Origin of the sequence: Candidatus Phaeomarinobacter ectocarpi, from assembly GCF_000689395.1 — a bacterium.
Lineage (GTDB): Bacteria > Pseudomonadota > Alphaproteobacteria > CGMCC-115125 > CGMCC-115125 > Pyruvatibacter > Pyruvatibacter ectocarpi.
Genome location: NZ_HG966617.1, coordinates 1882384 through 1908633 on the forward strand (window position 1 = coordinate 1882384; position 26250 = coordinate 1908633).

General features: G+C 59.5%; 31 protein-coding genes. 16 read left to right on the plus strand and 15 right to left on the minus strand.

The genetic code is table 11. The annotated features are described in order from the left end of the window. Nucleotides 1-18: 18 nt before the first annotated feature. Genes BN1012_RS09070 through BN1012_RS09080 form a run of 3 tightly spaced genes read right to left on the minus strand, consistent with a single transcriptional unit; the run spans nt 19 to nt 2439 of the window. Nucleotides 19-996, minus strand: coding sequence for a hypothetical protein (locus BN1012_RS09070; protein WP_145973443.1), 978 nt, complete (start codon nt 994-996; stop codon nt 19-21). A gap of 10 nt (nt 997-1006) precedes the next feature. Next, nucleotides 1007-1846, minus strand: a complete 840-nt coding sequence (locus tag BN1012_RS09075; RefSeq protein WP_043950867.1) for an enoyl-CoA hydratase/isomerase family protein — start codon at nt 1844-1846, stop codon at nt 1007-1009. A gap of 59 nt (nt 1847-1905) precedes the next feature. Next, nucleotides 1906-2439 (minus strand): gamma carbonic anhydrase family protein, encoded by a 534-nt coding sequence (locus tag BN1012_RS09080; protein ID WP_043949366.1) that lies wholly within the window; start codon nt 2437-2439, stop codon nt 1906-1908. A gap of 183 nt (nt 2440-2622) precedes the next feature. Here BN1012_RS09080 and BN1012_RS09085 point away from each other — a divergent pair, with 183 nt between their 5' ends. Then, entirely contained in the window at nt 2623-4710 is a 2088-nt protein-coding gene (locus BN1012_RS09085; RefSeq protein WP_043949367.1) for a PhoX family protein, read from the plus strand. A 21-nt stretch (nt 4711-4731) separates the two neighbouring features. Here BN1012_RS09085 and BN1012_RS09090 read toward each other — a convergent pair whose 3' ends face one another. Next, complete coding sequence (locus tag BN1012_RS09090; protein WP_043949368.1) at nt 4732-5343, minus strand: TetR/AcrR family transcriptional regulator; 612 nt, start codon at nt 5341-5343, stop codon at nt 4732-4734. Nucleotides 5344-5353: 10 nt separating this feature from the next. Beyond that, nucleotides 5354-6058 carry a Coq4 family protein gene (locus tag BN1012_RS09095; protein ID WP_171815940.1) on the minus strand — a complete coding sequence of 235 codons (705 nt, stop codon included), beginning with the start codon at nt 6056-6058 and terminating at the stop codon, nt 5354-5356. 201 nt (nt 6059-6259) lie between these two features. Here BN1012_RS09095 and BN1012_RS09100 point away from each other — a divergent pair, with 201 nt between their 5' ends. Together BN1012_RS09100 and BN1012_RS16875 are read left to right on the plus strand one after the other, a co-directional pair. Beyond that, entirely contained in the window at nt 6260-6697 is a 438-nt protein-coding gene (locus BN1012_RS09100; RefSeq protein ID WP_043949370.1) for a nuclear transport factor 2-like protein, read from the plus strand. A gap of 140 nt (nt 6698-6837) precedes the next feature. Beyond that, nucleotides 6838-7929 carry a hypothetical protein gene (locus BN1012_RS16875; protein ID WP_052534964.1) on the plus strand — a complete coding sequence of 364 codons (1092 nt, stop codon included), beginning with the start codon at nt 6838-6840 and terminating at the stop codon, nt 7927-7929. A 161-nt stretch (nt 7930-8090) separates the two neighbouring features. Here BN1012_RS16875 and BN1012_RS09110 read toward each other — a convergent pair whose 3' ends face one another. Beyond that, nucleotides 8091-8381: a hypothetical protein gene (locus BN1012_RS09110; RefSeq protein WP_043949371.1), complete on the minus strand. Its 291-nt coding sequence runs from the start codon at nt 8379-8381 to the stop codon at nt 8091-8093. A 450-nt stretch (nt 8382-8831) separates the two neighbouring features. After that, nucleotides 8832-9143, minus strand: a complete 312-nt coding sequence (locus BN1012_RS09115) for a DUF6949 family protein (protein WP_043949372.1) — start codon at nt 9141-9143, stop codon at nt 8832-8834. Nucleotides 9144-9444: 301 nt separating this feature from the next. Here BN1012_RS09115 and BN1012_RS09120 point away from each other — a divergent pair, with 301 nt between their 5' ends. Further along, nucleotides 9445-10218 carry a hypothetical protein gene (locus tag BN1012_RS09120; protein ID WP_043949373.1) on the plus strand — a complete coding sequence of 258 codons (774 nt, stop codon included), beginning with the start codon at nt 9445-9447 and terminating at the stop codon, nt 10216-10218. Between the two features lie 48 nt (nt 10219-10266). Here BN1012_RS09120 and BN1012_RS09125 read toward each other — a convergent pair whose 3' ends face one another. Both BN1012_RS09125 and BN1012_RS09130 read right to left on the minus strand, forming a co-directional pair. After that, nucleotides 10267-10485: a DUF3126 family protein gene (locus BN1012_RS09125; RefSeq protein WP_043949374.1), complete on the minus strand. Its 219-nt coding sequence runs from the start codon at nt 10483-10485 to the stop codon at nt 10267-10269. 112 nt (nt 10486-10597) lie between these two features. Continuing rightward, the gene (locus BN1012_RS09130) at nt 10598-11422 is read right to left on the minus strand and encodes an SDR family NAD(P)-dependent oxidoreductase (RefSeq protein WP_043949375.1); all 825 of its coding nucleotides are present in this window, start codon (nt 11420-11422) and stop codon (nt 10598-10600) included. Between the two features lie 231 nt (nt 11423-11653). Here BN1012_RS09130 and BN1012_RS09135 point away from each other — a divergent pair, with 231 nt between their 5' ends. The 5 genes from BN1012_RS09135 (at nt 11654) to BN1012_RS09155 (ending at nt 16809) form a co-directional block, all read left to right on the plus strand. Further along, nucleotides 11654-13066 (plus strand): MFS transporter, encoded by a 1413-nt coding sequence (locus tag BN1012_RS09135; protein WP_145973444.1) that lies wholly within the window; start codon nt 11654-11656, stop codon nt 13064-13066. A 108-nt stretch (nt 13067-13174) separates the two neighbouring features. Then, complete coding sequence (locus BN1012_RS09140) at nt 13175-13687, plus strand: copper chaperone PCu(A)C (RefSeq protein WP_052534971.1); 513 nt, start codon at nt 13175-13177, stop codon at nt 13685-13687. Nucleotides 13688-13714: 27 nt separating this feature from the next. After that, a complete protein-coding gene (locus tag BN1012_RS09145; protein WP_043949377.1) occupies nt 13715-14146 on the plus strand; it encodes a DUF2946 family protein in 432 nt (143 codons plus the stop codon). Between the two features lie 97 nt (nt 14147-14243). Continuing rightward, complete coding sequence (locus BN1012_RS09150; protein WP_043950870.1) at nt 14244-15365, plus strand: transporter family protein; 1122 nt, start codon at nt 14244-14246, stop codon at nt 15363-15365. A gap of 211 nt (nt 15366-15576) precedes the next feature. Further along, on the plus strand, nt 15577-16809 hold the full coding sequence (locus BN1012_RS09155) for a hypothetical protein (protein ID WP_043949378.1): 1233 nt from the start codon (nt 15577-15579) through the stop codon (nt 16807-16809). A gap of 9 nt (nt 16810-16818) precedes the next feature. Here the strand turns inward: BN1012_RS09155 and BN1012_RS09160 are convergent, their stop codons facing one another. After that, a complete protein-coding gene (locus BN1012_RS09160) occupies nt 16819-17646 on the minus strand; it encodes a glucose 1-dehydrogenase (RefSeq protein WP_043949379.1) in 828 nt (275 codons plus the stop codon). Nucleotides 17647-17753: 107 nt separating this feature from the next. Between BN1012_RS09160 and BN1012_RS09165 the strand changes: the two genes are divergently transcribed. Then, on the plus strand, nt 17754-18065 hold the full coding sequence (locus BN1012_RS09165) for a hypothetical protein (RefSeq protein WP_043949380.1): 312 nt from the start codon (nt 17754-17756) through the stop codon (nt 18063-18065). A gap of 12 nt (nt 18066-18077) precedes the next feature. Further along, on the plus strand, nt 18078-18377 hold the full coding sequence (locus BN1012_RS09170; protein ID WP_043949381.1) for a hypothetical protein: 300 nt from the start codon (nt 18078-18080) through the stop codon (nt 18375-18377). Here the strand turns inward: BN1012_RS09170 and cysE are convergent. Beyond that, on the minus strand, nt 18374-19213 hold the full coding sequence (gene cysE / locus BN1012_RS09175) for a serine O-acetyltransferase (RefSeq protein ID WP_043949382.1): 840 nt from the start codon (nt 19211-19213) through the stop codon (nt 18374-18376). The genes BN1012_RS09170 and cysE overlap by 4 nt on opposite strands. Before the next feature lie 141 nt (nt 19214-19354). Here cysE and BN1012_RS09180 point away from each other — a divergent pair, with 141 nt between their 5' ends. Together BN1012_RS09180 and BN1012_RS09185 are read left to right on the plus strand one after the other, a co-directional pair. Then, complete coding sequence (locus BN1012_RS09180) at nt 19355-20176, plus strand: alpha/beta fold hydrolase (protein WP_043949383.1); 822 nt, start codon at nt 19355-19357, stop codon at nt 20174-20176. Continuing rightward, a complete protein-coding gene (locus BN1012_RS09185) occupies nt 20173-20946 on the plus strand; it encodes an enoyl-CoA hydratase-related protein (RefSeq protein WP_043949384.1) in 774 nt (257 codons plus the stop codon). Before BN1012_RS09180 ends, BN1012_RS09185 begins: the two co-directional genes overlap by 4 nt. A gap of 112 nt (nt 20947-21058) precedes the next feature. Here BN1012_RS09185 and BN1012_RS16880 read toward each other — a convergent pair whose 3' ends face one another. Further along, the gene (locus BN1012_RS16880; RefSeq protein WP_052534980.1) at nt 21059-21634 is read right to left on the minus strand and encodes a hypothetical protein; all 576 of its coding nucleotides are present in this window, start codon (nt 21632-21634) and stop codon (nt 21059-21061) included. 41 nt (nt 21635-21675) lie between these two features. Further along, the gene (locus tag BN1012_RS09195; RefSeq protein ID WP_043949385.1) at nt 21676-22074 is read right to left on the minus strand and encodes a DUF427 domain-containing protein; all 399 of its coding nucleotides are present in this window, start codon (nt 22072-22074) and stop codon (nt 21676-21678) included. 98 nt (nt 22075-22172) lie between these two features. Here BN1012_RS09195 and BN1012_RS09200 point away from each other — a divergent pair, with 98 nt between their 5' ends. The 3 genes from BN1012_RS09200 to BN1012_RS09210 all read left to right on the plus strand — a co-directional run bounded on the left by BN1012_RS09200 (nt 22173) and on the right by BN1012_RS09210 (nt 24610). Continuing rightward, nucleotides 22173-22961 (plus strand): SDR family NAD(P)-dependent oxidoreductase, encoded by a 789-nt coding sequence (locus tag BN1012_RS09200; RefSeq protein ID WP_043949386.1) that lies wholly within the window; start codon nt 22173-22175, stop codon nt 22959-22961. 40 nt (nt 22962-23001) lie between these two features. Next, the gene (locus tag BN1012_RS09205; RefSeq protein ID WP_043949387.1) at nt 23002-23397 is read left to right on the plus strand and encodes a RidA family protein; all 396 of its coding nucleotides are present in this window, start codon (nt 23002-23004) and stop codon (nt 23395-23397) included. Between the two features lie 436 nt (nt 23398-23833). Next, nucleotides 23834-24610, plus strand: a complete 777-nt coding sequence (locus tag BN1012_RS09210) for a TorF family putative porin (RefSeq protein ID WP_052534982.1) — start codon at nt 23834-23836, stop codon at nt 24608-24610. An 86-nt stretch (nt 24611-24696) separates the two neighbouring features. Here BN1012_RS09210 and BN1012_RS09215 read toward each other — a convergent pair whose 3' ends face one another. Both BN1012_RS09215 and BN1012_RS09220 read right to left on the minus strand, forming a co-directional pair. Then, nucleotides 24697-25455 carry an alpha/beta fold hydrolase gene (locus tag BN1012_RS09215; RefSeq protein WP_043949388.1) on the minus strand — a complete coding sequence of 253 codons (759 nt, stop codon included), beginning with the start codon at nt 25453-25455 and terminating at the stop codon, nt 24697-24699. A 111-nt stretch (nt 25456-25566) separates the two neighbouring features. Continuing rightward, nucleotides 25567-26103 (minus strand): RICIN domain-containing protein, encoded by a 537-nt coding sequence (locus BN1012_RS09220; RefSeq protein ID WP_052534989.1) that lies wholly within the window; start codon nt 26101-26103, stop codon nt 25567-25569. Nucleotides 26104-26250 lie beyond the last annotated feature (147 nt).

The following is a 26250-nucleotide window of genomic DNA, read 5'->3' on the forward strand; positions in this document are numbered from 1 at the left end:
TGGTTGCGCAGTAGCGCTTTACCGGTCCGGGCGCGCGCCGGGAACCGGCACACCGGACGCAGCATTGTCACCCACCCCGCCGCGTAAGGAGAGGGGCCCCGCAGGTGCAGACTGTGTAGCAGCACCCGTGCCCCCACGGTCTGCAACTTCGGCATAGATGACAGCTGCCCGGCGCCACTGCTCAAACATCGCAGCATTCATGGCCCCTGCCGTCTGGCAGGTCTCGGCGTTGTTGTCGCCCGCATTGCAGGACATGGTCGTCGTCAGCAGTTCCTGCTGGATGGCCAGGCGGGTTTCAAAGTCGTCATAATTGTCCGACGCAACAGCACGGTCTTTCAGGGTGGAGATGGCGCTGCACCCCGCCTGCTGCCGCTCAAGTGCAAGAGCAACCGCACGGTGGGTCTCAGACAGGTCACCCGCCTTGACGGAGCTGCACAACCGCCCGGTCAGATGCGCCTGCACATGATCAAACAGGCGGATGAGTTCCCGCTCGCGCGGCGCAAGATCAGCATATTGCGAGGCCAGTTCTTCACCCTCTGCCCCCTCAAGCAGCACAACAGCTCCATTGCCGGCCGGGCGCGGTGCCTGACCCAGCAGCGTTTCCACGTCCACATTGTCACGTGCCAGCGCAGTCTGAAGCGCATTGGCCATGTCAGGACGACCCGTATCGCTGGAGGGAATGTAGAGAAACTGAATGCCCAGCGGCCGGGACTCAAACTGGAAGAACGCCTTGACGCCGTCACGTTCGAGCAAACCCTGCGCGCCCTCGCCGACCCGCTGGCCGTTAAGGGCAAATACCTTGCCTGCTGAATCCGTGTACTGACCAACAACGCGGCCATTGTCCTCAGCAATGCTGGCAACCACCCCCTCGCTCAGGGCAAAGCCAACATACCGGCCAGAGAAAGTGCCACCGGATTGCGCATGGGCAGCCGGAAGCAGCAACAGGCCTGCCACCACGACAGCCAGCAATCGAGACGTGATGACCCTAACCCGCAACCGAAAACTCCTACTGACCCTTGAACTCGGGTTTGCGTTTCTCAAGGAACGCCATCATGCCTTCCTTCATGTCTTCTGACCGCATCAGCGGCAGAAGCTGCAGGTAAACGTGATGCACATGATCCGGGAACGTCTCATTAAGTCCGATCCGCATCATGCGCTTGGAAGCCTGCACCGCCAAGGGGGCATTGTCAGCAATCTCCCGCGCCAGTTTGCGGGCTTCCCCCATGAGATCGGCAGCCGGGACCACGCGGGACGCAAGGCCCCACTCGACACTTTCTTCAGCTGAAAGCGTGCGGCCGGTAAAAATGAGTTCAGACGCCTTTTCCCACCCGATCATCCGCGGCAGGAACCAGGTCCCGCCGGATTCAGGCACCACGCCGCGCTTGGTGAAAGCCGCCGCCAGCTTGGCAGTGTCGGCCATCAAACGGATGTCGCAGCCAAGAGCCGTATCCATGCCGTAGCCGGCAGCCCCGCCATTGACGGCGCAGATGGTGGGCGTGTCCATCGCCTGCATGACGGTGGGGGGCGTGTTGCGCAGGTCCAGCGTGGCGCTGACCTTATTGCTGTTCATGCCACCACTGATGCCGCCCCCGCCGGTGGCTTCCTCAAGATTGAGCCCGGCGCAGAACGCGCGGCCGGTGCCAGTGAGGATGACGCATCGCACATCGTTGTCCTCTTCAGCCTGCACAAGAAGGGCCGTCAGTTGCGACAGCATCTCACGTGAAATTGTGTTCATCCGCTCAGGCGCATTGAGCGTGATGGTCGCAATGGCGTCCGTCACGTCATACAGCACCTCGTTGGATGCCCCTGTATCAGACGCTTGTCCAAGATCATGTGCTTCGCTCACGATCAGCACCTCCCGAATTCGTTTGTTGAATGGCTTTTTCCAACCCTAGCGCCGTTTGATCAGTCCGCCAACTTGCGCATGGTCTTGGCAAACTGCTTCCAGTTTTCGACGTAATGCAGGGCGGACAGTTTGAGGGCTGCGCTGTCTTCGGGAGTCAACTCGCGTACAACCTTTGCAGGTGACCCGACCGCCAGAACGCCATCGGGGATTTCCTTGCCCTCGGTCACCAGGGCATGCGCCCCGATAATCGAGCCCTTGCCAATTTTCGCGCCATTGAGAACCGTGGACCCGATGCCGATCAGGGAGCCCTCGCCGATGGTGCAGCCGTGCAGCATGACCATGTGGCCGATGGTGACATCCGGCCCGATGGTGAGCGGCATGCCGGGGTCTGAATGAAGCACGGACCCATCCTGCACATTGGAGCGTTCGCCAATGGTGATCGGCTCGTTGTCGCCCCGCACTGTGGCGCCGAACCAGACGCTCGAATCCGGCTTCATGATGACATTGCCCATGACGGACGCACTGGGCGCCACCCAGAAATTACCGTCACCGGGCAGCTGCGGCTTGAGGTCGTCGAGTTCGTAGATTGCCATGAGGTCTCCCTGGACGCCTGTTGCGGCGTGCTATTTTACCGTGTCGATTCCGTGCAATTGTGGCACTTCTTTTGGAACGCGTCTCGCCTTTCAAATGGCGTTATGCCGTCGGTACACAGCGGCGTCACATGAACACGTTACTCTTCACCGATCTCGATGTTTTTCGCCTTATTGGAGTGCCCGATGCCCATATCAGACCCGACAGACATAAATTGCGGCATCGCTCTTGAACCCACTGAGGACCAGCGCTCCAGCCCCGCCAATGTTGCGACCTTCGGCGAGGTCGCTGCTGCGCGCATGGGCCGTCGTGCGTTCCTCAAAGGAGCATTGGGCACAACAACCTACACGGCACTTGCGGTGTCTCCTGCAGCCCTTCTGGCCGCCTGTGGTGAAGAGGAAGCGGCCACTCCCGCTGCCCCCACCGCCCCGTCTGCGCCGACAGCGGCACCGGGATCGCTGGCGCAATTCACGGAGATCAGCCATGGCGTTTCAACCGACAATGTGGTGTCGCCGGGGTACTCAGCCGACATCCTGATCCGCTGGGGTGACCCGGTGCTGGCGGACGCCCCGGCCTTCGTACCCGGCGCCGCAGATGCGGATGCCCAGGAAAAACAGTTTGGCTACAACAACGACTATGTGGGGTTCGTGCCCCTGAATGACGACGGCACACGTGGTGCGCTTTGCATCAACCACGAATTCACCTCTCGGGACATCATGTTCCCCTATGACCTGAGGAATACCAGCCCCAAGGAACTCGCCGACACGGAAATGGCTGCCCATGGTGGGTCGGTCGTCGAGATTGCACAGATGGCAGACGGGGGATGGCGCGTCGTTGCCGACAGCAAGCTCAACCGCCGCATCACCACCCGCTCCACAGCCATGGATGTTTCCGGCCCGGCAGCAGGTCATCCACGCATGCAGACCAATGCCGACCCGACGGGGACACGCGTCATTGGGACGCTCAACAATTGCGCCGGCGGCATCACGCCCTATGGCACTTACCTGATGGCGGAAGAAAACTTCCACTTCTATTTCCTCGGCGAGTTGGATGACGCGGAGCGCGAAGGCGCCACGGCAGGTGACCTGGAGGCCGCCTGTGCCGCGGGAGAAGCCAGCCACCCTGAAGCCCGCAACTATTGCCGCTATGGCGTGGCCATGGGCGGCGGCTACGATTGGGGGCGCCATTTCGACCGGTTCAACATCAACAAGGAACCCAACGAGGCAAACCGCTTTGGCTGGGTCGTCGAAGTTGATCCGCTCGATCCCACCTCGACACCCGTCAAGCGCACGGCCCTGGGTCGCTTCAAGCACGAAGGTGCGGAAAGCATCACCAACAAGGATGGCCGTTTGGTTATCTATATGGGCGATGACCAGCGCTTTGATTATCTCTACCGGTTCGTGACCGACGGCACCGTCAACACCGATGACCGGACGTCGAATTTCGGCCTGCTGGATTCAGGAGTGCTCAGCGTTGCGAAATTCAGCGATGACGGGTCACTGACCTGGATGCCCCTCATCCACGGACAGGGGCCGCTGACCGCGGACAACGGGTTCGACACCCAGGCGGATGTAATGATCGAGACCCGGCGCGCCGCTGATCTGCTGGGGGCAACGCCCATGGACCGGCCCGAGGATGTGGAACCCAATCCGGTCACAGGCAAGGTCTATGTGGCGCTGACCAACAATTCCAGGCGCGGGCCATCACAGATGGATGCGGTGCATGACCGTGCGCCCAACTATTGGGGCCTGATCGTCGAGATGACGCCGCCTGATGGCGACCATTCAGCCGACACGTTCACATGGAACATCTTGGTCAAAGGCGGCGACCCGTCGGTGCCCGTCACCGGAGCACAGTTCTCGGAAGCCACCACCAGCAACGGATGGTTTGCCTGCCCGGATAACCTGGCGGTCGATCCCGCAGGCCGGTTGTGGGTGACGACCGATCAGGGCAGCGGCTGGCCACAAATCTCCGGCACTGCCGACGGTGTGTGGAGTGTCGGCACCCAGGGCGAGGACCGCGCCACGAGCGCCATGTTCTACCGGGTGCCTGTTGGTGCAGAAATGTGCGGCCCCTGCTTCACCCCTGATGGCGAAACACTGTTTGTCGCCGTTCAGCACCCCGGCACCGATGGCGCCCTTGCGTTCGAAGGGCATGCCCGCGCGTCTGATTTTGAGGACCCGATGACCCGCTGGCCGGACTTTCAGCCGGACATGCCGCCGCGCCCCTCGATCGTGATGATCCGCAAGGATGATGGCGGGCGCATTGGCTAGCAGATGTGCCGGGCAGACCGGTTAAGCCGCAGGACGCATATGCTCCATCAAGGCATCCACCATGTCGCTGGTGAGATGATCGCGCTCCTTGAAGGCAAATCTGTCGATATTGATCGGCAAGGCCAGCGCCCCATGCACACCCGCCCACAACAATTGCGCCATGCGAACAGCTGACCCCGCACGGATGGAGCCCGCCGCCTGACCTTTGGCAACGGCCTTTATCAACAGGTCCATGATCGGCAAGTCTTCTGCCGCATCCTGCTCCGGCGTTGGCAGCTCGTCAGGCCGCACAAACATCAAAGCACCCTTGTACAGGTCCTGATTGGTGTGGGCGAAGGACACGTAGGTTTCCAGAATGCTCCGTATACGCTCTACCGGATCATCTATGTCACCGGCCAGATCATGGAGCGTGTTGGCCAAGCCCTGCACGCGCCCCTGCCACAGGGACTGCATGAGTTCCGTGAGGCTGTTGAAGTAGGCGTAGATCTTGCCGACCGACACCCCTGCTTCTTTCGCCACCGCGCGTGCGGAAATAGCGGTGATGCCCTTTTCGGCGAAGATCTTTCCCGCCGCATCACGAATGCGGCTGCTTTCTTCGTGCCGTTGGGCCTCGGTCGCAGGGGTTCTCGGCATCTTGGTCTGATCAGGCGGCGATAGCGTGACGCGTCAGGTTGAAGCGCTCTCGCAGCACCTCAAGTGGCGTGTCGATTTCATCTTCCCAGCGCTCGAAATAGATGTTTTTCGAATTGCGGCCAAAGCTCCAGCCATCCGTAAATGCATCCATGCCCTCGGTGATGAAGCCCGGCGCCAGAAACGCTGTATGCGCCGTCGTCACCGCCACGCGGAACGCGTGATAGGGCTGGCGAAGCTGCGCGAGGTAGTAAGCGGCCAGCGCCAGTTCGCCATAGATGGTCGCTTCATATCCGGTCAGCACGTGATGGAAATCATGGGTCTGAAACCCGCGCACCATCATGTAGCTCAGCTCATCCGGCAACCGGTCAAGCTTGCCGGATGCCTTCAGCTCTTCATTGAAGGCGCGATAGTTCTTGCCGAGATTTGCTTCCAGATTGTTGTCGATGATGAATTTGAGGTACCCCGCCCCAAGCGTGCCGGGCGCGCACTGCTTCAGCCGGTCCAGGCTGAGCGGCTCGGCGATGTAACCCTCCTCGAGCACATCCTTGATGCCGGGAATTTTGTGAAGCTCCTCTACATAAGCATCGATTGCGCTCTGGGGAGCCTTTTCCCAGTAATCGTGAAACAGGAAGTACACGCCATATTCCAGCGGCGTGTTTACCGACCGCATGAACTTCTCAACGAAGGCGTCATCTACTTTGGGATTGTCGCTCATCATACCGCTCCTCACATGGCCCTAGCTGTGGGCATCTCGTTTCTGGAGACATGAATAAATGAACATGTTCATTATTGCAAGAAAAAAGAACGTGTTCATTTATGTGTGCGCAAACGATCCGCCGACTGTTCAATCTTGAGCGCCCTAAACCCGCAAGGCTCAGGTAGAGTCCGGCAACTCAAAGAACGTCAGGAACCCGAAATGATCGAAAAATGCATCGCCGATTGGCACGACTACATCATCCACAAGAAGCCCGGTGGCCTTGAGGATCTGATCGCAGATGAGTGCGTGTTCCTGTCACCGGTCGTCTTCACGCCCCAGCATGGCAAGGACATCACCCTCGCCTATCTGCGCGCTGCAGGCGGCACACTTGGTGGTCAGGCCAAAGGCGACGACGGCAAGCCGGCGGACAACGCAGGCAAGTTCAAATACACCAAGGAAGTGCTGGCCGGGCATCATGCCGTGCTCGAGTTTGAAACCGAGATGAATGGCAAATATGTCAACGGCGTCGACATCATCACCTGCAATGACGAAGGCAAGATCACCGAGTTCCGCGTGATGATCCGTCCGTTGCAGGCGGTCCAGGCGGTTCATGCCGCCATGGGCGCCATGCTCGAAAAGATGAAACAGGCAGGTTAATCCACCCCGGCACCGGAACCCGCCCGCCGCACAGGCGTTAAGCCTTAGGACGCCTCTTCATTGCATCCCGCGCCGCAATACCGCAGGCTTGGGCAAGTGTGGGGGTCCCAGACATTCTCGATATGTCTTGGAGGGGTAAAATGCGTGCGTTTCTCTTGGTTTTCCTGGCAATTGTCATTCCCGGCGGTGCCATTCTGGCGCTCGAAGCCGGACTGCTGGACGAGTATGTGGACCAGATACCTGCAGAGACCCTGATCCTGCAGGAACTCAACGCCGTCGTTGGACCCGACGAACTGGATGGTCGCGTCCTCGAGGCGCTGGAAGACGGCCGCCAGGATGACGCGGAAATGTATGCGGAAGTCGCCGCCTATATGAACCGCCCTCTCAGCCCGCAGACTGCTGACGCCCTTGCCGCTTCCCAGACGACGACAGCCGTCGTGCTGCGCAACACCGGCAATTTCTTTGAAGGTTTCGTCTCCGGTGAAGGCAGCGACAGCGCCGCCTTTGCAGGCGCTGTGACCTCTGACCTCACCGTCATCGGCGACCTCCGCGATATTGGCGGCGAAGGCTCCAAGATGGTGGCGGGCGAAGAATACAGTGAAGTCATTCTCGGCCTCTCCGTCGTGGGCCTTGCCGTGACCGCGGGCACGGTTGCCAGTGCCGGGGGCGGTCTGCCCGCCCGTGTCGGCGTCTCCCTGCTTAAGGTTGCCAAGAAGGCCGGCACAATGACCAAGTCCTTCACTCAGGAACTGGGACAGCTGGTGTCGCGCGCCGTGGACTTCCCCGCCCTGCGGCGCACCCTGTCTGACGTGTCCCTGGCCAATCCCAATGCCACGCGCCGGGCGATCGGCAATTACGCTGACAACATCAAGAGCGCGGAACTGTTTCCAGTGCTCGCCCGCATGGACGGCATGCGGACAGCCGTCGGTCCCGCTGAGAGCGTGCGGCTGATGAAATACGTCAAGAACACCCGCGACCTCGACAATGTGGCCGACATGTCAAAGACCCTCGGCGTCAAGACACGCGGCATCATTGAGCTGACCGGCAAGACATCGCTGCGGGCCTTCAAGGGCGCGATCAATATCATTCGCTGGATGCTGGAATGGGTATGGGCGCTGGGCGTAGCCATTGTCGGCTGGCTCGGCCTGGCTGGCAGCCGCCGCGTCATTAAGAACCGGCGGACACGGGTGGCCCAGACACAGGCTGCGGCTACACCCAACAAACTGGCCTGACGGCCACACCCACAAGTTTACTTGCGTTCAGTCAGACCGCTGTCTCGCAAAGCTGTATCGGTTCACAAACAAAAATGGGCGCTCTTCCTGAGGAGAGGAAGAGCGCCCAGTATTGCAAGACGTCAAGGGAGGAATGCGTCGTCTTGAAAAAGCCGGTGTGCCTAGATGTAGGCCAGCGTCTGTACGATCACGATGGCACCAAGGGCGGTTGAGCCCACATAGGCTGCGAACGTCCCGCGGCCGGAATACGATGCCGGGTTGGTGAACATGTTGATGACGGCGTCACGCAGCGGCTGGTTCTCGCGCGCGATAAGCTGGTTGGCGGTAAACATCAGGATGACGAGCGTAACGGCGAAAAACGCGTTGCCCGGAGCCATCAGGCCCATCTCGAAAAGAACCACCGTTACAACCATCGCTGCAGCGGCAACAAAATTACCAATCATCGTCTGCATGGTTTTACTCCCCGTTGCACTGCGAAATGAGGGGTGCCCGAAGGCGTGTTGCAGTGCATCAAATACTGAACTCGTATATTCAGATAGGCGCAGCATGTGACAGGGTCAAGACAATGGGGCCAGGTTGGTTACGGATTTATATAACAAACCGATATGACTTCGCCGGATTGACGATTTGTCAAATAAATGTATAAAACTGTTAGTATATTGTTTTAATTGATATTTTTGGAATATCCGACCAAATAACACCAGAATTCCGCGTTTATGAACGCTGAATCATTTTCGGATCATTCTCATTTGAGTATGCCAGCCATGCACTGAGGCAGGGCTACCCATGCGTTTGACGCACCGCAATACGGGCGGCAAAAGGCCGAAATGTGCATTTGGGAGTCGCCGCCGCATGGATCGCGGGGCCGGTGTGAGACATCAAAGCTGGTTGGAACCGGTGTGCTAGCGCGCCAAAATCAGGCTCAGCACGAAAATGCCGGACATGAAGCTCCAGAAAACGGCAATGGACACAGACAGTCCAAGCCAGATCCACGGGCGCTGTTCCAGAACCCGCGCCCGCACCGCATTGCGCATGATCACCACCGGGCCGGCGAAAACGAGCGTCGCCATGCCGGTGACAACTTCCGGCAGAGGGGCCGTCAGCACACCAAAGCTTGGCGGCTTGTTGGTCACCAGTCGATAGAAGCTGGACGTCAGCCCCGCCGTCACCACGCCGGTGAGCACAGCCATCGCAAATGCAGTCATCTCGCCCATGTGACGCCCTAACCCTCAGATGGAACCCCATGCCGGCACACAACAGCGCAGCATTCGTCCACGCGATAAATCGCAAGACACGTACCAAAGGAAAAATCGCCGGTTTTGCGGGGTTTTCTGGCCAGTCCCGTCCATCAGGCCGAGCCTGAGGCCCATTCCGTGACACGCTGCCAGCGCCGGCGGCCCGGCTGTGTCCCAGATTTGGACGCCATGCGTTGCCGCGCCCCCGAATCCTGTGAAATGCTGCGCGCCATCCTGCCCCTTACTTCCATGCCCGCCATCAGGGCTCCAAAGGACATCCATGGCCCGCCGTCAGCAGCAAGCGCGTACTCAGGACGAAGTGGTTGAGCGCCCGCCCTGGCTCATTCCGGTGCTTGTCGCCAGCGGCGTCGTCGTCTTTGCCGCCATCTTCCTTTGGTACTATGTGGGCCCGACGACCGAAGAGATTTTGGGCACGGCGCCTGAATCCACAGACCGGTTGCAGGACGTCCATATTTCCATCGGCGACGTGCAGCTGGCCGTCCCCGCCAACTTCACCCGCTTTGCCGCCGCGCGCGACGGGGGCGCGCTTGAGCGTGTGGACCTCCACGCCCTGCTGCCGGAGCTTGATCCGTTCACGGAGCGAAAACGCGAGCAGTTTGACCGTTCTGATTCAGAGTCGCCCGTTCTGCATATGCGCATCGAAGAAACCACAGCCGTGCTGGCTGCGCAGCCGCGTCTTGAATTGGTCTATCTGCCAGCCGTCAGCAATCGCGCTGGCGAGCCCGGCCCGTTTGGCCTGCGGCATTACATTTTCAGAAACGAAACCGGTTTCAGCGGCCAGGACATGTATGTGGGCGCGGGCCCTGCCGGTGCGCCTGCTGTCTTGATATGCGCCCGCGAGGAACCGCTGCTGTGGTGCCGCCGGGAAATTCTGCTGAGTGAGAACGTGGTGCTGCGCTACCGCTATAAGCGGGCATTCCTGCAGGACTGGAAAGAGATCGACAATCAGACGCTGGCGCTGATCGCCTTGTTCCGCGACAGGGCAAAGCCTGCACAACCGCCGGAGGAACTCCGGTTGGCGCCCGCCGAATAAACAGGCCTGAGTAAAAAGGCCGGAGCAAGCGGGCCCCGGCAAACGGGCTTAGGAGCCGGTTTCCAGATCGAAGGCGAGAATGGCCATGTTGAAGTCATAGGAGACTTCACCGTCTTCATCATCGCGGAACAGCACACCGATGAACTCATCGCCGATATAGACCTCAACCGAGTCATCCTTGATGGGACGGTTACGGACTTCGATCGTATCCAGCCGGAATTTCTTCCGCAGATAAGATTCAAGCTGCTTGATTTCTGACTGATCCACGGGGCGTGCTCCAGGCTGGCATTAGGGGACGTGATTTCGGGGGATGTGATTTGGGCGCAAAACCCGTGCGCCTCATGTAACGCCTGAGCGCCCAGACTGCAAACGGGCAGCCTCAGCCCTTGGCAGCACGCGCCGCCATCATCTTCTCTATCATGCAGCCCACGTCATATTCATCGTCGCCCTCATAGCGCGGCGCGTAGGTTTCAAAGGCCTTGCGCAGGGCTTCGTAGCGCTTGTTGATATGCACCATGTTGTAGGCGTGGGAGACCACGTACAGCTCACCCGCCTTGAGCTGTTTCAGTGTGAGGGCGGTGAACTCGTCTGTGGGCATGCCACCGGGATTACCGGCGGTCATTTCAGACTGCACATAGCCGGGGCAGATGAGCGACACATCAATGAAGTCCGGCACTTCTTCCGCCAGCTGCTCGGTAATCGCCAGCACCGAGTGCTTGGACGAGATGTAGGCGGACGACCCTGGCACTGCGGGGAAGAAACTGTTTTCGGATCCCACATTGTAGATGGCGGCGGGCGTCCCCTGCTCCACAAAGCGCGGCCCAAAGACCTGAATGCCATACAGAGTGCCGTACACATTGATGCCCAGCACCGTGTCGAATTCTTCAAGGTCGAGCGACATAACCGGGCCACGCTTGCCCTGAGCAACGCCGGCATTGTTGAGCAGCACGTCGGCTTTGCCGAAGGTCGACCAGGCGAAATCGGCCAACGCTTCAACATCAGCCCGCTTTGAGACATCGCCCGCCGTCCCTGCCGCCTCAAATCCCAGTTCCTTGAGGGCCGATACGGCCTCATCCACCCGGTCCTTGCGACGGCTGGCGATCACAAGCTTTGCGCCGTCGGCCCCAAACTGCTTGGCAAAGGAGAAGCCGATGCCGGTGGCTCCGCCCGTGATGACGACAACCTTGTTCTTGAAATCCTGCATGGCGCTTCCCCCGGTTATGGCCCTTAATGACCCGCGTTCATTTTCATAACAAAGAGGTAGTCGTCCTCTCCCTGAGGCGCAATCAGATTTTTCAGTTTGCGAATGTTGCGCTTCATCCGCGTGCGGGGGTGACATTTTCGCAAATCCCCCCACATGATGAGGCGATATCTGAGAAAATCTGTATGACGGCCCAAACCTGCGCAAAAAGCGGGAGTGGCTGCGGAGGAAACTTTGGCTGACCCCGCTTCTACCGGCACCCCCGGTACCAGTGCACCTGCGGCTGTGCCCGCAGGCGAGCGTCTGAAGAACACCCCGTTGGCAGCCTATGCCGCCCTCACCTTCCCCATGGGAGGGCTCGGCCTTCCCATCACCGTGTATCTGCCGCCGCTCTATGCCACCGAAGTGGGCCTTGGTCTGGCGCTCGTCGGCACGATCTTCATGATCACCCGGATATTCGATGTTGTGACGGACCCCATCATGGGGGTGGTCATCGACCATTACCCCACACGCTGGGGACGGCGGCGTCACTGGATCGCCCTGTCGGTTCCCCTGCTGCTTGTGTCAGCTTTCTTTATCTACTTCCCGCCCATCGGCGCCGGGGCCTCCTACCTGCTGGTGTGGATGCTCGTTTTGTATGTCGGCTACACCATGCTGACCATTGCGCACCAAAGCTGGGGCGCGGAGCTCTCCAACGACTATGCCGAGCGCAACCGCATCTATGGCTGGCGCGAAGTGGCGATCATTCTGGGCATGGTGTCCGTGCTCGCCCTGCCCGCCATTCTGGAACAGACGGCGGACGTGGATGCCTTTGGCAAGGTCAGCGCCATGGGCTGGTTCCTGATCATCAGCCTGCCGCTCACAGCCCTTGCCGCCATCCTGCTGGTGCCGGATCGCTCCGCCCCTGTGCGCAAGGAACGCAAGGTCGAGTGGCGTGAAGCGCTGAAAGTTCTGCTCACCAACTGGAGCATGGCGCGCATCGTTGCCGCTGACATGATGACCAGCCTCGCCATTGGCATCATCGGGTCCAGCTATCTGTTCCTGGCCCGCTTCGTGTGGGAACTGCCGAACTACTCCAGCCTCATGTTGCTGGGCTACTTCGTGCTGGGCTTTGCAGGCATGCCGTTCTGGATGTGGCTCGCCAAACGCATGTCCAAACATCGCGCCCTTTGCGTGGCGCTGATCTGGAGCATGGTTGCGCAGATCACCTACCTGTTTGTCGGCGCCGGTGATTTCTCTCTGGCGTTGTTTGCAACCTTCTTCCTGGGCTTTGCGTTCGGGGCCGGCCCGTTCCTGTTGCGCTCCATGATGGCGGATGTGTGCGACAAGGACCGCCTCGACACCGGTCACAACCGCACAGCCCTGCTCTATGCCCTGCTGACCACCACAGCCAAGGTCGGTGCCGCTGTGTCCGTCGGTGTGACCTATGCCCTGCTGGCTTGGGTAGGGTTTGATCCGGCGTCAGATGCCAACACGCCGGAGGCGCTCAACGGGCTCAAACTCATTTACGCCCTGCTGCCCCTTGGCTTCCTCGCCGCTGCAATCGCTTTGATATGGAACTACCCGATTGACCATGCGGCACAGGCAGAAATCCGCCGACGGCTGGCGGAACAGGAAGCGGTCGATGAAGCGCTGACGATGGACTAAAGCGCCCTCCAAAGCGTCGAGTTCGCACCGCCTGCGTCATTCCGCGCTTTTATCTGCCCCCACGTTCACGCTAAACCTGATGCACCAAATTGCATGAGGGACCACACCATGATCCGCCGCATTCTGTTTGCCCTGACACTGTCGATGCCGCTCGCCATGGCTGCCTGCTCTGACGGCGGCCCCAGCGAGATCAGCGTGGAAGAGCCGTTTGCCCGTGAGACCATTGGTGCCGGCACAACCGGTGCGGCCTATCTGGTTATCCGCAATACGGGCGGCGCAGACCGGTTGATTGCCGCCTCAACCACCGCTGCAGCATCAACGGAACTGCATACCCACGAAAAAGACGGCGAGATCATGCGCATGCGCAAGGTCGATGCCATCGATGTGCCGGCTCTTGAGGTTGTGACCCTTCAGCCCGGCGGCAAACACATCATGATGTTTGACATCGCCGAGCCGTTGAAAGACGGCGGCAGCTTTCCGCTGACCCTGACATTTGAAGATGCCGGCGACGTGACGGTTGACGTGACCGTTGTGGCGACAGGCGGCAACCCGGGCGGCATGAATCACAACATGGACCACGGGGCGATGGATCACAGCACGATGGATCAAAGCGGCCAGTAGGACGCACGTTTTGAGGCGGGGGCCTTCATGAGATCAGGCGACCAGATACAGCACCGCTTCAGGCGCAGGGGCACAGCCTTTGTTGGCCTGCTTGCGCTTGTTGTGCAGATGGCCGCCTTCTCCCTCGCCGCCGTCATGCCGGTCTCAACAGCCCTCGCCGCCGCTGAAGCAGAACCCTTCGAGATTGTCATCTGTACGGTCCATGGACCGGTGGTGATGGATGCCCGTGACCTGGGCATCACCGTGTCAGGCGGTGAGACGCCGGATATTCCACGCAATGCCTGCGACCTTGCCATGCAGGCTACTGCTGCCTTTGCGCTGGACACGACCGCCAACGCCATTGTCTGGCCGGTCGCCTATGAAGACACCCACGTTGAGCGCGCAACCGGCAGCGCACCGGCCTATGCGGCACCGCTCATGCGGTCCGCGCCCGCCCGCGCCCCTCCCCACAGTTCCTGAATCCCTATTCCGGTAAGTGCTGACTGAACGTCTGCAGGTGGTTTCACCTGCGCGTATGGCAGCACTTGGCATCCTCTATTTTTCAGGACCATTTCCAATGACACTGCTTTTTTCCGCAGGCCGCAACGGCCTGCTTGCCGCAACATGCGTTGCCGCCCTCGCCTTCGCCGTCCCCGCTTCGGCCCCCGCCTTTGCCCATGACGGCATCGACCATTCAAAGCCCGCTGAAATCCGGGCCGACAGCCACGCCCCAATCGGCGTGATGGGTGACCACATGCACAAGGAAGGAGAAATCATGTTCTCCTACCGCTACAAGCGCATGGATATGTCTGACGTGCGCGACGGCACGGACGACCTCTCAAATGCTGAAGTGCTGGCAACGCCCAACCGCTTCTTCGGCAATCCCGGCCAGCCGCCACGCCTGCGCATCATCCCCACCGAAATGGTGATGGACATGCACATGCTCGGTGCCATGTACGCTCCCAACGACTACCTGACCCTGATGGTCATGGGCATGTACATGAAAAAGGAGATGGACCACATCACCTTCAACCCGGCAGGCACCACACAGATCGGTGGCTTCACCACGGTAACGGAAGGCTTTGGCGACACGCGGATTTCAGGCCTCGTGCGCATCCTTGATCAGAACAACTCCAAGGTTCACCTGAACATCGGTGTCAGCCTGCCGACCGGCTCCATCAAGGAAGAAGATACGATCCTGACCCCGCTGGGCACGACCGCAAATGTGCGCCTGCCCTATCCGATGCAGCTTGGCTCGGGCACCGTGGATATCCTGCCCGGCGTCACCTACTCAGACCGCACCGGCGATATCTCCTGGGGTGCGCAGGCCATGGCCACCCTGCGCTCGGGCCGCAACAGCGAAGACTACAAGCTTGGCAACATAGCTGAAGCCACCACATGGGCGGCCTATCAGTTTGCACCGTGGATCTCGACCTCTGTTCGCCTGAAGGCTGAGTCCATCGGCAAGGTGTCTGGTCAGGACGCCCGCATCATGGGTCCCGTCCAGACAGCAGACCCCAGCAATATCGGTGGTCGTTTTCTTGAAGCAGGCCTCGGCGTCAACCTCGTTGGCCAGGACGGGTTCATCCGCGGACACCGTCTGGCCATCGAAGCGTCCATGCCCGTCGTGCAGGACCTGAACGGCCCGCAGATGAAGCGCGACTGGACGCTGACCGCCGGCTGGCAATACGCGTTCTAGGACGCATCCGCACATTCTTCGGAGCCGCTGCACCTCCCCCCGTTAGCGCTCCGAAGAACAAGGAAGGCGCAGGCACCCCAAAATGCTTGCGCCTTCCGCTAGGGGGCAGTGCAATCGCCATGGGCGAACAAAGTTGCACTTGTTCCGCACAACCCGCATATTCGCCAAAATTGTACTACACCGCGTATCCGGTCGGGGGGCCGTTGGGGACATGTCATTTCGCGAGAAACTCTCGCGGCAATCTATTGCCGCAGCCGCTGCTGTTGCATTCCTTCTCACGACTTCAGCGAACGCTAAAAATATCAGCCAGACTACTGACCTGTCGCATGGTGCACCAGCAGTCTCATCGACACTGTCAGTGGACCAAGACCGTCGGTTCCAGATCGAATACGGTTACACGAGGCAAAAAGAAGAAATACCCGGCGATGACATCGGAAAACGGCAGCGACTTCTGCCTAGTATTCCTGGCGTCAGCACATTTGGAGATATTATCCCGCCCACAATCGTCGGTGTGGTGGCATTTCCCATCCCGGTTATTACTCCTGGCGCACCTGTAATACCTGTCGTTCCTGCTCCAGCACCTTTTGTTCTTGTTGTCCCAACCGCTACGCCCCTACAGCAAATTTCAGAAACTCACGGTGTTGCCGCCAAAATCCATGTGGCACGGAACTTCGGCCTCTCGATTGAGGCTTCATACGTCCGAAAGCAAATGACGTCCGGGATATTCCTGAACGGTGCGAGAGTGACCACATACGAAGAAACTGCAACAGGATGGGGCGACACACAGCTCTCCGTCTTTTGGGAGCACCAGTTCGGAAGTTCTAAATCAGTGAAAGTTGAGACGGGTGTAAGTCTTCCAACTGGTCGAACCAACGTTCGCGCCAAGCTTAGAAACTCAATCTTTGCGCGAGACGGCATCAACTCCGTTCCAGGCATTCTCAACTTTGGCCCTTTTCCGTTCGACAATCGACCGCTACTACCCATAAGTATGCAGCTAGGATCCGGCACATATGACTTGGTGGCGGGAGCCGAGTTCGCAGCAGACTTCAACCGATTGTCTGCTGGCGTCGCCTTTGATGCAAGATTTCGAACTGGCGAAGCTCAGCAAGTCTACAAGCTTGGGGATAACGCGTTCGGCAAGGGATGGGTGTCATACCAAATCCTACCTTGGCTTAATGCCACTGCTCACGCTTCGGGATATCGCGAAGACAGCATCAACCTTATCGACCCAACACGCCATACAGTGGATCGACGCGAAGAAGCTCTCAACTCGGGACGGACAGTCGTTGAAGCTGGACTGGGTCTCGAAATCGTCAGCACAGAAGGGATACTAAGCGGACACGGCCTTTCGGTAGAGTATTCACTTCCAGTTTATCAGCGCACTCAAGGCGTACAGATGGAACGCCAAAGCGATATCAGCCTTCGCTGGAGCTATTTCCGCTAGGACGCAGCGCTACTGAATGGTGTAGCCGCCATCGACCACAAGCTCTGTGCCGGTGATGAAGCCGGAACGGCTGCTGGCGAGGAAGACGACCGCATCGCCGATGTCGCGCGGGTCACCCAGCTTGCCCAGCGGGTGTGCCATCACCAGCATGTCGATCATTTCATTTGAGCTCTGGAAGATGGCATCAGGCCGCTTGGTGCCCTCTTCCACCGCATCGCGCACAAGCGCTGTGTCGATGAAACCGGGGTGGATGGAATTGACGCGGATGCCGTAGCCAAGCTCCGCGCACTCAAGGGCTGCCACCTTGGTCATGATCCGCACGCCACCCTTGGCCGCGTTGTAGTCCGCGTTGCGCGGAAAGCCGACAATGCCCATGACAGATGAAATGTTGATGATCGCGCCGTCTGCCGCTTCCTTGGCTGTATATTTCTTGATGGTGCGGATGCCGTGCTTGCAGCCGAGGAACACGCTGTCCATGTCAATTTCAGTGACGCGTTTGTAGTCCTCAAGCTTCAGGTCTTCGATGTACTCGCCTGCCGGGGCCACACCCGCATTGTTGACGAGAATATGCAGCGCTCCGAATTCTTCTTCGGCCTTGGCAACGGCTGCTTCCCACTGGTCTTCCTTGGTGACGTCATGGGCGATGAAAACAGCCTTGCCGCCTTCATTCAAAATGGCGTCCACGACCACCTGACCTTCATCAGCGCGCAGATCAGACACAACAACGCTGGCGCCTTCACGCGCCAGGCCAAGGGCCGACGCCGCACCAAGTCCGCGTGCACCGCCGGTGACCAGCGCTACTTTTCCCGCCAGGGCGGGTTGATCCTGTTGAGCCATTTGGTCCCTGCTTTCAGTCTTGTTGTTGTTGCGTCAATATCGGTCTTGCGTATTGTGCCGCCAACAGCGCCAAGCGCAACCACCAATAGCCCCAACAGGAGCAATCCATGTCCAGCGACACCGCTTTCGTCCACCTCATCACCTTCACAGGGGCGACAGACACGGTAGCGTCCAATCTGCGCGGCTATCTCGAGCGCGAGCTGGCCCGCTCTGCACCCAAGGGGTTTTTGTCAGCCGTGGTGATTGAGGCAAAGGACGGCGAAAGCGCCGGGCTTCTGTCCTACTGGGAAAGCATGGAGGCCATCGACGACATCACCGATGCTGCTCCATGGGAAGCCGCCATGGATCTGTGCGAAGCGGTGTGCGACGAGCGCAAGGAAATGTCCTACGCCATCAGCGGCGCGGCGGCGGCGGGATAGTAAAGTTAGTCCATGAGCATTGTTCCAGGAAACCGGTGGGAAAGCCTCCGAGAGATCGCCTGGTCGATCTGGGATCCAATTGGTTTGGCAAATCACCCTGATTGGAAACGGGATGCTCCGGACGAGTACGACAATTACGTACAGCATGCCGCGACGCTTTTTGAAAACGGCGCATCGATTGTTGACGTCGCAACGTACCTTGCCCACATCGAAGCCGAATACATGAGTTTAGGCGTGAAAGGTACGACTGCCGATCGAGCGCGCCGCACAGCCACAGCTATCAAGCAATACTTGGAAACGGCAACAGACTAAATAGAAGACCCGTCTTCTTCGCCGCAGCCGACCATCTGGTCCATGGAGCGGGCGGGTTCCGGGCAGCCTGATTCACCGATGACTTTGGCGGGGACGCCAGCAACCGTTGTGTTGTTCGGCACGTCCTTGGTGACCACCGAGCCCGCAGCAACGCGCGAGCAATCGCCCACATGGATATTGCCGAGCACTTTGGCACCCGCACCCAGCAGCACACCACGACCGATCTTTGGATGGCGGTCGCCATCTTCCTTTCCGGTCCCGCCGAGCGTGACGGAGTGCAGCATGGAGACGTCGTCACCCACGACGGCCGTCTCACCGATCACGATGGATGTGGCGTGATCCATCATCACGCCGCGGCCGATCTTGGCGTTGGGGTGAATGTCCACGCCATAGGCTTCCGAGATGCGGCTTTGCAGATGATAGGCCATGGCCACACGCTCGTGCTGCCAGCACCAGTGCGCAACGCGATAGCACTGCAGCGCCTGGAATCCTTTGAAATAGAGCAATGGCTGAAGGAAGAAGTCGCAGGCCGGATCACGGTCAACCACAGCCATCAGGTCAGCACGCGCCATGTCCGCAATGTCGGGCGTGGCTTCATAGGCCTCGTCAAAGACCTGCTGCAACAGCATGGCACCGGCCTGCTTGTTGCCCAGCTCTTCCGCCAGATGATAGGCGAGCGAACTTTCAAAACTGCGATGGTTCAGGATGGCGGCATGCAGATAGCTTGCAAGGATCGGCTCAGCAGCGGCAGAGGCTTCCGCCTCCTGACGCAATCGCGCCCAGACCGGATCAACCTTGGAAAGATGGCTTGCGGATGTGTCGACTGACTGGGACATGCGCCCCTCCCAAACGTCAGGCCCGCCGGTACACGATTCCGGGTACATGGACACGGCCTGATTTACTAATACGCCAAATTACCACATATGGTGCCTTCAGCGAATTACAATTACCCACACCGTTTACGGATATCAAATCTTATGCCGATCACCCGCGCTGGCGACATTAACGTTTACTGGGAAGAACATGGGCCGGACGGTGCACCACCAGTGTTTTTCATCGGTGGCTCCGGTGGGGATCTGCGCAAGAAACCCAACATCATGGATGGACCGCTGGCCAAGTTGGCCCGCGTGCTTGCCTATGACCAGCGCGGCCTCGGCCAAACCGACAAGCCTGATGCCCCCTACTCCATGGAGCAGTATGCCGACGACGCAGCCGCATTGATGGACGCACGCGGGTGGAGCAAGGCGCATGTCATCGGTGTCTCGTTCGGCGGCATGGTGGCGCAGCACTTTGCGCAGCGGCATCCTGAAAAAATCGACAGGCTGGTGATGTGCTGCACCTCGCCGGGCGGTGACGGCGGCAGCTCCTACCCCCTGCATACGGTGGCGGCCATGGGCGAAGAGGAACGCATTCGCTTCATGGCGCCTATTTCCGACACCCGCAGCGACGACGCGTGGCAAAAAGAAAACGCGGATCTGTTCGCCAGCCTGATCAAGATGCAGGTGGATGCAGAAGCACCCTTCGTGGACGAACACCGACGCAGCGAAGGCGCACTGTGGCAACTCGAAGCCCGCAAGGATCATGATGCGTGGGACGGTCTTGCAACCCTGCCCCACCCAACACTCATCTGTGGCGGCAAGTATGACGGCATCGCCACACCGGACACCCAGCAGCGCATGCTCGACCGCATTCCCAACGCGACGCTTAAAATGTATGAAGGCGGCCATCTGTTCCTGCTTCAGGACCGCGCGGCCTGGACGGACATCATGGCGTTTCTTGATCTGGATACTGACAAATGAGCATCCGCACTGAAACCGAAGAGACTGTCGGCTGGATCATCATTGACCGTCCCGAGCAGAAGAACGCCCTGACCACCGCCATGTGGGATGACATTCCCCGTGCCGTGGCAAAACTCGATTCAGATGACAGCGTCCGCGCCATCATTCTGCGCGGCGCCGGCGACGACGCGTTTGCGGCCGGCGCAGACATTCGCGAACTGCACCAGATGGGCGATGACCCAAAGGCGCTGGCGGACTTTGAAGAGAAGTTTGAAGCGGCACAGGCCAGCCTGGAAGAATGCAGCAAGCCGGTGATTGCAGCGATCCAGGGCCCGTGCATGGGCGGCGGTCTGGCGCTGGCGCTCGCCTGCGACATGCGCATGGCAGCGGTCGAAGCAACCTTCGCCATTCCCGCTGCCCGGCTGGGTCTCGGCTATGCAGCCCCCGCCGTGGCGCGGCTGACCCGCGCCGTGGGACCAACACACGCGTTTGAAATTCTGGTCACCGCACGGCGCTATGATTCCCTGAGTGCCCACCGCCTCGGCCTGATCAATGACCGCCTGCCTGATTGGGACGTGTTTCGCCACGCCGAACAGGTGGCCACCCATATGGGCCGCAACGCCCCGCTCACCATGCACGCTGCCAAGGCAACCATCACGGCCCTCAACCGCCAGGATGGATCATTGCAGGCCGCCGAAGACCTGATCATGCGATGCGGCAGCAGCGCGGACTTTGCGGAAGGCCGCAAGGCGTTTACCGAGCGCCGCGAGCCAAAGTTTCAGGGCCGGTAGCTCCACCACTCCCGTATCCCCGGACTTGATCCGGGGTCCACTCTCGGTCGCCATGCAGTTGATCGCTTGCGAGTAGGCCCCGGATCAAGTCCGGGGCTACGGAGGTAGACAGTTACGGGAGCAACGGCTCGCCCGGCGTCACGGTCAGCGGCGTGTGCTTTTCACAGTCAAAAGTGTCCGCCGTCGTATCCGCAATCTGCTGCGCCACTGCATTGGCGTTCTCAACAGCTTTCGCATCCACATAGCCGATGTGACAGGAGCGCTCGCCGGGTGTTGCTGGCACCTTGGTGACAACCAGCACGTTGCCCTTGCCGCTCTCCTCACCCATGCCGCTATCGGTGAAGTAGCGCAGGATCATGGCGTAGGGTTCAAACGAGCCCGCAGCCACTTCGCCGCGCCATTCAGCCTTGGTGTGCACATTGTTGAAAGACGAAAGCGTCTGGAAATGCATCTCGGTCTGCTCGCCTGCGCGGCGTGGCTCGACCCAGAACCGCAGGTCACCTTCCATCACTCGCAGCTCCCATCCATCCGGACCCGGACAAATGGCCTCATAGGCAGGCTCGTCGCCAAAGTCCTGACCTTGCGGGCAGGTCTCAAGGTCGATGTCGGAATACTTGCTGACCGGCTCTGCGGATGCTGTTGCCGCAAAGGCCGTGACGAACACGCCTGCGATGATGAGATGGCGCATGATGTCTCCCCTGATTACTGCCCGCACTTGCCGGCGGGTTTTTAGTGTTCCTCGACCTTAATGCGATCGGTGTAGAAAGCCAGATGGTCCTTGATGTCTGCCCACTCGGCGAACGGGTCTTCATAGGTCCACACCGCGTTGACACCGGGCTCCCCGGCCGCAGTGACGGAGTAATAGGACGCCTGCCCCTTCAGGGGACAATACGTCCTGTGATCCGTCTTGGTCAGGCCGCTGAAATCAGCATCCACCGCCGGCACATAGATCATCGGCGTGTAGTCGCCTTCGTGCAGCCGAATGGCATTGCGCGTGCGGGCGATCTGGATGTCGCCCATGGTCACCACCACTTCACCGGACACAGGTTCCAGCCGGATGCGGCCCGGCGCTTCCGCCAGCCGCGAGGGAAGCTCTGCGCCGGAAACCGTCTTTGATGTCGCTGTCATGTCGCGTTCCTTAATTTCGTCAGTCTGGGCTTGCAGTCATCGTCCAACCCCGCCTTATTGGCTGCAACAAGTTAAAGCACCAGCGAGGGAGAGCATTCATGCGTATCGACGGACTGACCGCCATTGTCACAGGTTCCGCCACCGGCCTTGGCGCGGCCATTGCCATCAAGCTGGCAGAACGTGGCGCCAATGTGGTGATCAATTTTACGAAAAGTAAGACCGAAGCCGAAGAGACCGCAAAAGCCTGCGAAGCCGCGGGCGGCAAGGCCGTTCTGGTGCAGGCGGATGTCTCCAAGGACGAAGACTGCCGCCGCATGGCACAGGAAACGGTGGACGCCTTCGGGCGCATCGACATTCTGGTCAACAATGCCGGCGGCACCAAGTTTGCCGACCACAACAAGCTTGATGATCTGGATGCCGAAGACTTCCACTGGATCTACGGCCTCAACGTGGTTGGCCCCTACCAGATGATCCGCGCCTGCCTGCCGCACTTGAAAGAGCACGGCAAGGGCAAGGTCGTGAATGTGTCTTCCATTGCCGGTGTGGCGGGCATCGGCTCGTCGGTTGCCTATGCAGCCTCCAAGGGCGCGCTCAACACCATGACGCTGTCGCTTGCCCGGTCACTGGCACCGGAAGTCCGCGTCAATGCCATCTGCCCGGGCTTCATCGGCACACGCTGGTTCAAGGACAAGTTCGGCGACAACATGTTCCAGCAGATTGTGGCTGATCAGGAAGCCACCATGCCGCTGAAGCAGGCCGGTACCCCGGAACTGGTGGCAGATGCCGCGGTGTTCTTTGCCTGCGAAGGCGGCGAACACATCACCGGCGAGACACTGATCACCGATGCCGGTATGCATATGGGATACGCGCCACAAGTCGCCCGCTAGGGCGCCGATAAGAAAAGTCGCGCGATCAAGGAGAAACAGAATGACAATCACGAAACACAACCCCGACACGATGCCGGACGCCGGTGCCATGGGATACACACAGGTGACGACCACACCGCCGGGCGAGATGATCTTCCTGTCCGGCCAGGTGGCGTGGAGCCGCAATGGCGACCCGATCCCTGAAGCCCTGGCCGATCAGTCCGCCATCGCCATTGGCAATGTGAAGAAAGGTCTCGAGGCGGTGGGCGCAAGCGCTGCCAACATCACCTCCATGCGGATCTATGTGGTGGGGCTCACCGACGACAATGCTGGCCAGGCCTATGCCCCATTGCCTGAGTTCTTTGGCGGACAGGCCCCCTGCGTCACCATGATTGGGGTGTCTTCGCTGGCATCGCCGGACCTGAAGATCGAGATCGAGGTTATGGCGGTCAAATAACCCGCCCGACATATCGACTCACCAGCTCTGACGAGCACGAAAAACCGCCGCATTCGGCGGTTTTTTTGTTATGTGACATTTTTATCGCCCAAAAATGACGCAATGGTTGCGTTTTGGCGACGCGCTATATGCAGCGCAATAACTAGGCATTCGCACATGCAGCATAAAAACTGTGCACACGATTTGTGACGATGGCCATTACTTGGGCAAAACCCTTGTTAACTCAATACACTAGAGTCTTTGACGGAATGTCATAACGCTGGTAGCGAGGATTGAGGCCTAAAGCCACTCCTCCGGCGACAGGTCCTGAAACACGACTGGGGAATAGTAGTTTCCCGCCACGCAAAAACGGCTGTTTTGCGAACGCTACCGCTCACTCTGCTCCACAGCAAAGTGTAGCTGCATATCAAATGAGTAAAGAAGGGCTCTATATATCATGAAGACTAGGGATAAGACTGGGACACTCTCAAAGCGCGGCGTTGCCACGGCAGCCTCTGCACTGATGCTCGCCTCTGCAGCAATGCTGGCGCAGCCGGCCATGGCTGAAGAAGCCGCTCCGGCCGTTGAAGAAGACACATCCATTTTCGGCGGTGAACTGTCAGGCAATGTGGGCTTCTACACCGACTACATCTATCGCGGTGTGACACAGACAAACAACGAAGCGGCCATTCAGGGCGGCATCGACTGGGCACACAGCTCCGGCTTCTATGTCGGCGCCTGGGGCTCCAACGTTGACTTCGTGGACGGCGACCAGGCCTCCATCGAGGTGGACGGCTATATCGGCTTTGCCAATGCCATCGACAGCATGCCCGAGCTCTCCTACGACGTGGGCGTGATCTACTACTGGTACCCGGGTGCAACCGAGAACCTGAACTACGACTTCGTCGAACTCTACGGCTCACTTGGCTATGACTTCGACTTTGCCGCTGCCAGCATCGGCCTTGCCTGGTCACCGGAATTCTTCGGCGACACTGGCGACGCGTTCTACTACCAGCTCGGCCTCGAAGTGCCGCTGCCTTACGACGTGAGCCTGGCAGGTGGATACAACTTCCAGGAGTTTGATGAAGGCGCACAGGACGATTACCAGGACTGGAACATCGGTCTTGGCTACACGCTCTACGGCGTCGACCTGAGCCTCGTCTACTCCGAGACGGTTGATCTGGGCACAAACGACAACGAAGCACTGACGTTCGGCGTCGGCTACGCGTTCTAGACGCAAGGCTGACACCACACAAAGGAGCTCGTCCCTCCTTGCACGGGCCGGATCACTTGGGGGAGTGATCCGGCCCGTTTTGTTTTTCAATCAGCGTCGGTGAGAAAGCGGATGACCTCGGCTTTGGTCACCTTGTCGCCCACCGCACGCATGTGATCGCGGCGCGGCACCACCACACACTCAGCACCGGGAATAAGGGCAGCCAGCGGCGCCGGATCACGGGCCACGTCGTCCGTCTCACCGGCGATGACCAGCGTTGGCGCTGAGATGGCACCAAGGTCATTCGCCGTAAAGACCTTGCCGATGCCGCGAATGCAGGCCGCAAGGGCTTGTTTGTCCGCACCCGTCTGATCCGCAAACAGGCGGAAGCGGCGCGGCACTTCCTGGCTTTGCGTCGGCACGTCATCCTGCAGCAGGCCTTGCGCAATCTCTTCATTACGATGGCCCGTCTCGCGCAGCATGTTTTCACCGACGCCCGCCAGCACCAGATGCGACACAAGCTCAGGGCGCTGTGCGGCAAGCACGGCAGAGGTGAATGCACCCATGGAGTAGCCCATGACGTCCACGGGGCCTGCATCCAGGCTCTCAATCACCGCAGCAACATCACCTGCCATCTCTTCAAGCGCATAGGCCGCCGAATCGTAAAATTTTGTGGTGCTGCCATGGCCGCGCAGGTCTGGCGCTACTGCGCGAAAGCCCGCCTGTGACAGAGGTTCAATCCACCCCGGCGCGACCCAGTTGGTGACGTGGTCTGATGCAAACCCATGAACCAGCATGATCGGACGGTCGCCCGCCTCTGCTTCATACACATGAAGAACTGCGTCCCCGCGCGTTACCTGTTTCATCTTTTTCAGCCACCTTGAATGAGTGCGAGCTCCCCACCTAGCGGGTTTGGCGGCAACAAAAAAGGGGCGCGCCACATGGCACGCCCCTCCTGATTGCAGGCTGTGCCGGTTTTAGTTCCCGGCAGGAACGAACTTCCAGAGCTGACCGGACACGTTCTGGCAATTGTCCATGAAGGCTGCGCCACCAAGGGTCGACGCCGGATCAAACTTGTTGCCTTCAAGGCACTTGTTGTTGCCCTGAAACACGGTCTTCAGCTTGTACCAACCATTGCCAGCGGGCTCGAACTTCCAGAGCTGACCAGACACGTTCTGGCAATCATCCAGAAATGCCGCGCCGCCGAGAGCAGACGACCGGTCAAACTTGTTGCCTTCAAGGCACTTGCCTTCGGGCATCTGAAATGCGGTTGAAAGCCGGTAGCGGCCCTGCCCTGCTGGAATGACGATCCACAGCTGGCCGGTCACGTTCTGACAGTCATCCATGCGTGCGGCGCCGCCCAAAGACAAAGACGGGTCAACGCGGCTGCCTTCAAAGCACTTGTTTTCAGGCGCCTGGAATTGTGTCTGCATGCGGTAGAATCCAGGAAAGTCCTTTGCCGCCAGAGGTGTCGTGATCATCGCCGCCAAAAGGCCGGCCAACAGGTATTTCATATTCGATGTCCAGTTCGCGTGTGTTTATCTGGGCGGAAGCAGCCCAATTATTATTGCCCCCGGCGCCACGTGACGCGCTTGGACCCTCTCTGTCAAACGCCGCATACGTCGTTTATGCTCAGGCCAGTCAAATAATGCATTGGAGCC